The following is a 9449-nucleotide window of genomic DNA, read 5'->3' as shown; positions in this document are numbered from 1 at the left end:
AGCAGGAGGAAGCCCAGGCCGCCGAAGAGCTGCTGGTAGCCCGAGACCACCTCCGGGCGCAGGTTGGGGGCTTTGCGCTGAGTGTAGAGCGTCCCGCCCGCCCACATCAGGGGCGATAGGATCAGCAGCAAAGAGGCCAGCAGGTGGGTGGGGGCCCCCTCGCTGAGCTGGGGGGCGTTGAGGACGAAAATTCCCGCCAGCCCCACCAAGAGCCCCGCCAGTAGGAGTTTGGGAGGCCGCCGCCGCTCGAGCAGGCCCTCCAGGAGGGCCGTCCAGATGGGGGTGGTGGCGATCATGAGGGCCACGTAGCCCGAGGGCACGTACTGCGTGGCCACCAGGATCAGGCCGTTGCCCCCCAGCCAGAGCATGGCCCCCGAGAGGGCCAGCCTGATTGCCTCAGCCCCGCTCAGGCGCACCCGAAAGCCCTGCCAACGCGCGTACAGCAGCAGGAGCAGGGCGGCCGGGATAAACCGGGTGGCCCCCATCCAAAACGGGGCAAATCCGTTGCTGACCCCCACCTTGAAGGCCAGGTAGGTGCTGCTCCAGACCAGGTAGACCACCCAGAGGTGAAAGAGGCCGAGGCGGGAGAGGGGCTCGTTCAAAACAGGGTTCCTTGGCTGACCGCTTTGATCTCCACCCCCTGCTTGGGGCCCAGCTCGTCGAGGGTTTTCTTGACGAGCTGGATGTCCAGCCAGGTAAGGTGCTTGGGGCTGCCGGGGGCCCGGGAGGGGTTGCGGAGCAGGTAGGCCGGGTGGAACATGGGGAAGACCTTGATGCCCTGCCAGTCGAAAAACTTACCCCGGGCCTTGGTGATGGGGAGCTTTTCCCCGGCAAAAAACTCCAGCGCGGTGGCCCCCAGGGGGATGATGATCTGGGGCCGGACGAGCTGGATTTGCCGGATGAGCCAGAGCGAGGTGCAGGTTTTGGCCTCTATGGGCTCGGGAACGCGGTTTTGCGGTGGACGGCATTTGACGATGTTGGCGATGTAGACGCTCTGGCGGGGGATGCCCGCTGCCTCTAGGATTTTGTCCAGGAGTTGGCCGCTGCGCCCCACGAAGGGCCTGCCCTGCAGGTCCTCCTCCTCTCCGGGGCCTTCGCCCACAATCATCAGCCGGGCGTCGGGGTTGCCCTCGCCGAAGACCACGTGGGTGCGGTTTTTGGCCAGGCCGCAGGCAGTACAGGCCTGGGCCTGGGCGGCAAGAAGCTCGAGGGTCATGGGCCTAAAGACACCCCAGTCCCTAGGAGGCTGGAGTTTATTTACTCGATGGGCTTACGGGCCTTTCGCGCTTCGCGGCGGATTTTGGGGTCCAGGCCGATCATCAGGAAGAAGTTTTCCAGGGCGTTCTCCTGGCCCTTGATGACCGGGTGGGCGTCCTCAGCGGTACCGGTGACGAAAGGGAGCTGTTGGTACATCTCCAGGGCCCGGCTGACCACCGCATCGGGCCCCTCGTTCTCGGCCACCTCGGCCAGCTTGGCGTAGACCTCGCGCCGGGCCTCGGCGTGCAGGCGGAAGACCTCTGGGTTGGGCGTCTCCGGGGCCCGAAGAACGTCCTGCTTGGCGATTCGCCGGTAGTGCTTCAGACCGCGCACGATTTCTTCGGTGGAGAGCGTCACCTTGTACTCCATCCTGGCTCCTTTCAACGCAGCACCCCTCCAGGGACAGCCGTTTTTTACCCCGTGATTATAGGAGCCTGCGAAAAGGGGTGTCAACGCAAGGGGGCGCACTTACGGCAGGGGCTCGAGGTAGACCATCGCCCGGCACTGAACATGGTCGGGGGCCAGCCCCTCGGAGGTTTTAAAGGTCAGGCCTACCCGTTCCTCGGGAAGCCCCAGCAGCCGGGCCAGGTTTTTCTGAATGCTCTCGCGGTAGGGTCCTAGCCTGGGCTTGTCCAGCACCACCACCGCGCTGATTTGGGCTGGGCGGTAGCCCTTCTCGTGCACCTTTTGCAGGACCAGGTCCAAAATCACCCCGCTTTCCAGACCCTTCCACCGCGGGTCGTGGTCGGGGAAGTAGGCGCCGATGTCCCCTAGGGCGAAGGCCGAGAGCAGGGCGTCCGAAAGGGCGTGCAGCACGACGTCGCCGTCTGAGTGGGCTACTGCACCCCGCTCGCTTGGGATGCGCACGCCGCCTAGCCACAGCTCGAGCCCATCCCCCAGCCGGTGCGCGTCCTCGCCGTAGCCGAAGCGTGGGGAAGCGGAAGACTCTGCCACTCCCTTATCCTAAATCCTGAGGGTCCTTGACCCTGGGTCCAGCGCTGCCGAGAATGGCCTACATGACCTACGAGGACGCCCTGGCCCTGATGAGGCGCTTTACCCCCTCAGAGAGCCTGCGCAAGCACATGCTGGGGGTGGAGGCGGCCATGCGGGCTTACGCCCGCAGATTCGGCGAGTCCGAGGAGAAGTGGGCGATAGCGGGGGTTCTGCACGACTTTGACTACGAGAAGTACCCCGAGAGCCACCCCTTCAAGGGGGTGGAGATGCTGCGGGAGATGGGCTACCCGGAGGATGTCCTCGAGGCCATCCTGGGCCATGCCGATGTGCCCGAATACCCCCGCAGGACCCTCATGGCCAAGGCCCTGTTCGCGGTGGACGAGCTGGTCGGCCTGATTACCGCAGCGGTCTATGTCCGGCCCGACCGGAGCATCCGCAGCCTGGAGCTCGCCAGCCTCAAGAGGAAGTTCAAGGACAAAGCCTTCGCCGCTCGGGTGGACCGGGAGGGGATTGCGCGGGGGGCCGCCGAGCTGGGGGTTGACCTGGATGAGCACATGGCCTTCGTGCTGGAGGCTCTGAAGGCCGATGCTGAGCGGATTGGGCTGGCCTGAGGGAGCCTGGGGGTTTTCAAGCTTTTTACTTGGTGTAAATTGTTCAAGAGGTCATTGATGTTTCAGCCCGACTTGCTCAAGGACAAGGTAATTCTGGTCACGGGCGGTGGAACCGGCCTTGGGCGCGCGATGAGCACCCGCTTTTTGGAACTGGGGGCCAGGGTAGCCATCGCTAGCCGCCGCGCTGAGGTGATTGCCCAGGCCGCCCAGGAGATGGCGGAGCAGACCGGAGGCCAGGTCTTCGCCACACCGGTGGACGTGCGCGACCCGGATGCGGTCAAGGGCATGGTGGACGCGGTGGAGGCCCATTTTGGCCGGATTGATGTGCTGGTCAACAACGCCGCTGGCAACTTTATCTCCCCCACCGAACGGCTTTCCCACAGGGCCTTTGATGCGGTGCTGAACATCGTCCTGCACGGGACGGTCTACTGCACCCTCGAGGTGGGCAAGCGCTGGATTGCCCGGGGCCAGAAGGGGGTGATGCTCAACATCGCCACCACCTACGCGCTGAGCGGCTCGGGGTATGTGGTCCCCTCGGCCACGGCCAAGGCCGGTGTGGTGGCCCTTACCAAGTCCCTGGCCGCCGAGTGGGGCAAGTACGGCATCCGCCTAAACGCCATCGCTCCGGGACCCTTTCCCACCGAGGGGGCCTGGAGCCGCCTGATGCCCACCCCGGAAATTGCCCGTCTGTTCGAGGGGCGGATCCCTCTGAGAAGGGTGGGCGAGCACGCTGAGCTCGCCAATCTGGCAGCCTACCTGGTTTCCGATTATGCGGGGTTCATCACCGGCGATGTGGTCCTCATTGACGGCGGGGAGACGGTCTGGGGGGCAGGGGAGTTCAACGTTCTGGACGCGGTGACCAAGGAGCAGTGGGACGCCCTTGAGGCCCTTCGCAAGAAGGGCTAGGCGGCCTCTTCGCCGTGCGGCGTGGCACAATAGGGGTGTGGAAGTGATCCAACCCTACATCGGCCAGCTCACTTTTGGGGGGCTGGCTGGGTTTGCCGTGGGTTATGCCATCAAGACCGTTGGGCGCTGGGTGGCCATTGGGCTGGGTTTGGTCTTCGTGGTGGTGCAGGTGCTGGCCTCCATGGGCTACATCAACGTGGACTGGACCCGCATCCAGCGCGATGTGGAGCCCCTCCTGCAGCAGGAGCACCTTAGGGGCGCCTGGGACGCCTTGGTGCGGGTGCTCACCACCAATCTGCCCTTCGGCGGCGCCTTTGTGGCAGGGCTTTTGCTGGGGTTGCGGCGGGGTTAGCTCAGGCGTACTTTGTCCGGAGCAGGTGGGCCCGGCCGGCCAGCTCGGCCAGCCCCTCCAGCGCAACCCCCACCCCGTGGCCCTGCTGCTCCAGGTAGGGAAGGACCCTCTCGGTAGCCAGGTTGCCCACCCGTTCGTCCCCCGCGAAGGGGCATCCCCCGATGCCCCCCAGGGCCCCCTCGAGCCACTGTACCCCCGCCTGCAGGGCAGCCCTTACCTTTTCCAGGGTGTCCTCGGGCCGGCTGTGCAGGTGGAGCCCAAGCCCCTGGAGGTTCCCGTTGAGCCCGGCTACCGCTTCGAGGGTCTCGCTGATGATCTGGGCCGAGGCTACCCCATAGGTATCGGCCAGGGCCAGGCCCGCGATGCCCTCTAGTTCACGCATCCGTCCGACGAACTGGGCGGTCAGACCAGGGGTCCAAGGGTCTCCGTAAGGGTTGCCGAAGGCCATGGAGAGGTAGACCACGAAGCGCTTTCCCCGGGCCTCACGCACCATCTCCCGAAGCGTCCTCCAGGAATCCTCCAGCCCCATGTTCAGGTTCCGCCTCTGGAAGGTTTCGGAGATGGAAAAGGGATACCCCACGCTGGTCAGGTGGGGTACCTGCAGGGCCCGCTCGAGGCCCCTCAGGTTCCCGACCACAGCCAGGTACTCCCGGCCCTCGGGAGGGGGGAGGGCAGCCAGCACCGCTTCGGCGTCGGCGTGTTGGGGTACCCACTTGGGGGAGACAAAACTGGTCAGGTCCAGGTTCCGGAACCCAGCTTCCAGAAGTCCCCTCAGGTAGGCCACCTTCTCCTCGGTGGGGATGAACCGGCTGTAGCCCTGCCAGGAGTCCCGGGGGCACTCCACCCACTTCACGCCCCCCACTATAGCGGGCCTGGCGGCGGTTTGCACCCAGCTGGCCCGATCCGCCTTTGTGGTTTAGAGTTGGGGGGATGGAGTTGTTTTGGGAACTTGACCGACTGGCTGAGGTAGCGGTAAAGGTTGGCTTGGGCCTCCAGGAGGGGCAGGAGCTGGTGGTGACGGCGGCCGTTGAGGCCGCCCCTTTGGCCCGTAGGATTGCCGAGCAGGCCTACCGGAACGGCGCCGCGCTGGTCACGGTGCTCTATGAGGATGAAGCCATCACCCTTTCCCGCTTTTTGCACGCCCCTGAGGTGTCCTTTGATCGCGCCCCAGGCTGGCTTTTGGGGGGCATGGCAGAGGCTTTCCAGAGCGGTTCAGCGCGGCTGCACATTGCTGGAAGCGACCCCAACCTGCTCAAGGACCAGAACCCCGAGCGGGTGGCCCGGGCTAACCGGGCCCGTTCTTTGGCCTACCAGCGGGCCCTGGAGCTCATCAGCACCCACCACATCAACTGGACGATTGTGGCCTACCCCCATCCAGCCTGGGCGCAGGCGGTGTTCCCCCAGCTGCCCCAGGAGGAAGCGGTGAGGAGGCTTTGGGAGGCCATCTGCCGCGCCTCCAGGTTGGACCAGCCTGATCCCCTGACAGCCTGGGCTGAGCACAACCGGCGGCTTCGGGAACGGGTGGATTACCTCAATCGGAAGCGCTACCAGGCGCTGCACTTCAAGGGACCCGGCACCGATCTGTGGGTTGGCCTGGCCGAGGATCACCTCTGGGCAGGGGGGGCGGTGCGGGCCAAGAACGGCGTGACCTGCAACCCTAACATCCCCACCGAAGAGGTTTTCACCGCCCCCCACAAGGACCGGGTGGAGGGGCATGTGCGCAGCACCAAGCCCCTTTCCTACCAGGGGAGTCTGCTGGAGGGAATTGAGGTGCGCTTCGAGAAGGGCCGTATCGTGGAGGCTCGAGCCGAGCGGGGCGGGGAGATTCTGGAGCGGATTCTGGATACCGATGAGGGAGCTCGGCGGCTGGGTGAGGTGGCCCTGGTGCCCCAGTCTTCCCCCATCGCCCAAAGCGGCTTGCTCTTCTACAACACCCTTTTCGACGAGAATGCGGCCAGCCACATCGCCTTGGGCCAGGCCTACAGCGAGTGCGTCCAGGGAGGGGCTAGCCTGGAGGAAGAGGAACGGGCGGCCAAAGGGCTCAACCGCAGCCTGATCCACATTGACTGGATGATTGGTTCTGCAGAGGTGGATGTGGATGGCGTTACCCAGGACGGGAGGAGCGAGCCCTTGATGCGGGCTGGGGAGTGGGTTTAGGGCCCGATTTCCGGGTCCCTGCGGGAGTGGGGGCTTCCCGTAGAGGGGTTGCAATCACCCGGTTTTGAGGAGGGGGTTGCAGACATGCCGCTGGGCTGCATGGGCTCCCCCACACCACCTGCGCAGGCCGCCCGACCCGGGGCGGAGGCCGGGTTGCGGCATCGCGTGTGAGCGCACCGCAGCTACCGCAGTCTGAACCGCCCTCTGACATTCCAAGGGCCGCAGGCGCCCGGTCCCTGGCGGGGTACGGGAAAGGCGGGGGAGGCAGGCATTCTGGAAGACCTGCCCTGGGGGGGCCGGGTGGTTTTGGGTGCGGAGGCTATCCCGACCACGGAGGGAGGCACCCCCCTAGGTTGGGGGTTTGCCTGCTCCGGTGGAGGCCCGGACAGGGCTCGGGTGTGGACGCGGCCAGGGCCGTTTCGTGAGAATCGGGGAGCCTCGGGCCTCCGTCTGGGAGGTCGTTACCGCTTTCCCCAGGCCTCCACCACAATCCGGCCCTCGTGCACCCGGGCCCGCTCAGGACCCCGGAGGGCCTGCCCGCCGTCAGGGGCTTGGGCCACGTAGTGGGCGATCCGGAGCTGCTTGGCCTCCAGGCTCATGGCCCAAATGGCGGCCTCTTCCCGTCCGGTGGCCCCGGCGTGGGCCAGCCCGCGCAGCTTTCCTACCACGATGATATCGCCCGCTGCCACCACCTCGGCCCCGGCGTTCACGTCGCCCAGGATGACCACTGTGCCCGGCGACTCGATGCGGGTGCCCGAGCGCAGGGTTTGGTCAATCACCTCGGTATAGAGGATGTATTTTTCGCCCCGCTGGGGTCGGAGCTGCAAGCCTCGCTCGCGCCCAAACTCGAGCAGGGCCTCCAGCACTCCCTGGCCCACCGCGCCGGCCACCTCCACCTCAAGGGGCAAGGGGGGCAGGTCGGCCAGGGCCTTGCGCAGCATCTCGGGGGTCTCGTTCCCGTCGAGCCGCAGGGCCAGGGCGTTGAGGGTGGCGCGTATCCGCATGCGAAGCAGTTATACCAGAAAGCCTAGCGGTTGGCGATGTGGATGGCCTGGCGGTGCAGGTGCTCGGCGGCCTCCATGATGCCCTCGGAGAGGGTGGGGTGCGCATGCACGGTGAGGCCCACGTCGGTCACGGTAGCCCCCATCTCCAAGGCCAGGGCGACCTCGGCGATCATCTCCGAGGCGTTCGGAGCCACGATGTGCCCGCCCAACAGCAGGTCGGTCTCGGCGTCGCCCACCAGCTTGATCAGCCCCTCGGTGGCCCCCAGGGTCATGGCCCGGCCCGAGGCTGAGAGGGGGAACTTGCCCACCTTGACCTTATAGCCGGCCTTGGCGGCCTCCTCCTCGGTCAGGCCCACCGCGGCCCACTCCGGGCTGGTGTAGACCACGTTGGGAATCTGGTAGTCCATCGCGGCGTTGCCCCCGGCGGCGTTCTCAGCGGCCACCAGGCCCTCCTTCATGGCCTTGTGGGCCAGAAGGGGCGGGCGGGTCACGTCGCCGATGGCGTAAATACCGGGCACATTGGTCTCCATGCGCTCGTTGGTGGGGATGTAGCCGCGTTCGTCCACCCTGACGCCGATGGCTTCCAGCCCCAGCCCCTTGCCCCTAGGGCGGCGGCCCGTAGCCACCAGGATTTTGTCCACCACGATCTCTTCCTGCTTCCCCGAGCTTACCTCCTCGAGGGTCACGTGCAGGCCGTCCTTCCTGCGCTCGACCCTAGCGCCTTTGGTGTTCGTCTTGATGGCGATGCCCTGCTTGGTGAGCGCCTTGGCCAGCAGGCCTGCGGTCTCGGGGTCGGCGGCGGGCAGGATCTGGCCCATGAACTCGATCACCGTGACCTCGGCCCCCAGGCGCTTGTAGACCTGGGCGAACTCGAGCCCAATCGCCCCTCCTCCAATGCAGAGCAGCCGCCTGGGGAACCCTTCCTCCACCCGCAGCGCTCCGGTGGAGTCCACGATGTCCTTCTGGTTCACCTCGAAGCCAGGCAGGGGGTTGGGCTCGGAGCCGGTGGCTACGATAAAGGTTTTGCCCTGGATGCGCTCACCCCCCACCTCAATGGTGTTCCGGTCAACGAAACGAGCAAAGCCGGTTTTGAGGTCTACCTTGTTGCCTCTGAGAAGCTGGGATACCCCGCCAGTGAGCTTTTTGACGATGCTGTCCCGCCAGCCGCCTAGCTTTTTCAGGTCTATGCGGGCCTCTTTGGCCTCGAGGCCGAAAGCACTCCCGTGCCGTAGACCCTCGAGCTCCTCTGCCGCATGCAGGAGGGCCTTGGTGGGGATGCAGCCTACGTTCAGGCAGACCCCGCCCACATGCTCCGCCTCCACCGCCAGCACCTTCTTGCCCAGCTGGGCCGCCCGGATGGCCGCGTGGTAGCCGCCAGGGCCGGTACCAATCACGATCACATCGTAGATGGTGGACATAGAACCCCATTCTATTGAGCGCTTGGTTGAAAAACAAAATTTGCCTGATGAAAAACTATGGCGCTTCCAGAAGGAGCCGCTCGGGCTTTTCCAGGAGCCGGATCAATTCCTTGCAGAACCGCGCTGCCTCGGCCCCGTCGATCAGCCGATGGTCAAAGGAGAGCGAGAGGTACATCATCTGGCGCACCACGACCTGGTCGTGCTCGTTCACCACCGGGCGCTTTTGGATGGAGTGTACCCCCAGGATGGCTGCGTCCGGTACGTTGATGATGGGAAAGCTGAAAAGGGCTCCGATGGAGCCGATGTTGGTCACGCTAAAGGTGGAGCCGCTCACCTCCTCCGGGGAGAGCTTGCCGGTGCGGGCCCGCTCAGCCAGGTTGTTGATTTCGCGGGCAAGCTCGAGCAGGCTCTTGCGCTCCACATCCTTCACGACGGGCACGATCAGGCCACCCTCGGTGGCCACAGCCATGCCGATGTTCACGTATTGCTTGAGCACCACTTCTTGCCTGGCTTCGTCCAGCGAGCTGTTGAGAGCGGGGAACTTCTTGAGCGCCACCGCCAGGGCCTTGAAGATGAACGGCAGGTAGCTGAGCCTGACCCCCTGGGCCTCAGCCTCGGGCCTAAGCCGCTCGCGCAGGGCCACCAGCTCGGTCAGGTCGGCCTCGTCCACCGAGAGGGTGCGCACGGTGTAGAGGTGCGAGGCCACCATTTGCTGGGCGATGACCCGCCGCAGCCCCCGCAGGGGCACGCGGGTCTCCCGGTCCTCGTAGCCCTTGGGGGGCTTGTACTG

Annotated in this window: 12 protein-coding genes; 4 read left to right on the top strand and 8 right to left on the bottom strand. The window is 65.6% G+C overall.

What is annotated here, in order from left to right; translation table 11 throughout:
- The 4 genes from NZ849_RS04175 to ispF form a co-directional block, all read right to left on the bottom strand.
- Positions 1-602 (bottom strand): EamA family transporter (locus NZ849_RS04175; RefSeq protein WP_295404526.1); only part of this gene is annotated, 602 nt, incomplete at its 3' end.
- Entirely contained in the window at positions 599-1216 is a 618-nt protein-coding gene (locus NZ849_RS04170; protein WP_295404514.1) for a uracil-DNA glycosylase, read from the bottom strand. The genes NZ849_RS04170 and NZ849_RS04175, both read right to left, overlap by 4 nt.
- 41 nt (positions 1217-1257) lie before the next feature.
- Complete coding sequence (locus NZ849_RS04165) at positions 1258-1626, bottom strand: hypothetical protein (RefSeq protein ID WP_119359906.1); 369 nt, start codon at positions 1624-1626, stop codon at positions 1258-1260.
- 99 nt (positions 1627-1725) lie between these two features.
- Positions 1726-2211 carry a 2-C-methyl-D-erythritol 2,4-cyclodiphosphate synthase gene (ispF, locus tag NZ849_RS04160; protein ID WP_295404508.1) on the bottom strand — a complete coding sequence of 162 codons (486 nt, stop codon included), beginning with the start codon at positions 2209-2211 and terminating at the stop codon, positions 1726-1728.
- 53 nt (positions 2212-2264) lie between these two features.
- Between ispF and NZ849_RS04155 the strand changes: the two genes are divergently transcribed.
- The 3 genes from NZ849_RS04155 to NZ849_RS04145 are packed head-to-tail and all read left to right on the top strand — an operon-like array spanning position 2265 to position 4080.
- Positions 2265-2822 carry an HD domain-containing protein gene (locus NZ849_RS04155; protein WP_295404528.1) on the top strand — a complete coding sequence of 186 codons (558 nt, stop codon included), beginning with the start codon at positions 2265-2267 and terminating at the stop codon, positions 2820-2822.
- A 57-nt stretch (positions 2823-2879) separates the two neighbouring features.
- Positions 2880-3728, top strand: a complete 849-nt coding sequence (locus tag NZ849_RS04150; RefSeq protein WP_295404504.1) for an SDR family oxidoreductase — start codon at positions 2880-2882, stop codon at positions 3726-3728.
- 37 nt (positions 3729-3765) lie between these two features.
- A complete protein-coding gene (locus NZ849_RS04145) occupies positions 3766-4080 on the top strand; it encodes an FUN14 domain-containing protein (RefSeq protein ID WP_295404500.1) in 315 nt (104 codons plus the stop codon).
- 1 nt (position 4081) lies between these two features.
- On the opposite strand, the gene NZ849_RS04140 is transcribed toward NZ849_RS04145, so the two are convergent.
- Complete coding sequence (locus NZ849_RS04140) at positions 4082-4933, bottom strand: hydroxymethylglutaryl-CoA lyase (RefSeq protein WP_295404498.1); 852 nt, start codon at positions 4931-4933, stop codon at positions 4082-4084.
- A gap of 77 nt (positions 4934-5010) precedes the next feature.
- On the opposite strand from NZ849_RS04140, the gene NZ849_RS04135 reads away from it, so the two are divergent.
- Positions 5011-6237 (top strand): aminopeptidase, encoded by a 1227-nt coding sequence (locus tag NZ849_RS04135; protein WP_295404495.1) that lies wholly within the window; start codon positions 5011-5013, stop codon positions 6235-6237.
- A 461-nt stretch (positions 6238-6698) separates the two neighbouring features.
- Here NZ849_RS04135 and NZ849_RS04130 read toward each other — a convergent pair whose 3' ends face one another.
- The 3 genes from NZ849_RS04130 to NZ849_RS04120 form a co-directional block, all read right to left on the bottom strand.
- A complete protein-coding gene (locus NZ849_RS04130) occupies positions 6699-7241 on the bottom strand; it encodes a septum site-determining protein MinC (RefSeq protein WP_295404492.1) in 543 nt (180 codons plus the stop codon).
- 23 nt (positions 7242-7264) lie between these two features.
- Positions 7265-8659 (bottom strand): dihydrolipoyl dehydrogenase, encoded by a 1395-nt coding sequence (lpdA, locus tag NZ849_RS04125; protein WP_295404490.1) that lies wholly within the window; start codon positions 8657-8659, stop codon positions 7265-7267.
- A gap of 55 nt (positions 8660-8714) precedes the next feature.
- Positions 8715-9449 (bottom strand): dihydrolipoamide acetyltransferase family protein (locus tag NZ849_RS04120; RefSeq protein ID WP_295404487.1); only part of this gene is annotated, 735 nt, incomplete at its 5' end.

Origin of the sequence: Meiothermus sp. (assembly GCF_025060375.1) — a bacterium.
Classification (GTDB): domain Bacteria; phylum Deinococcota; class Deinococci; order Deinococcales; family Thermaceae; genus Meiothermus.
The sequence above is the reverse complement of the archived record's forward strand: the minus strand, read 5'-3'. Positions and strand labels throughout refer to the sequence as shown.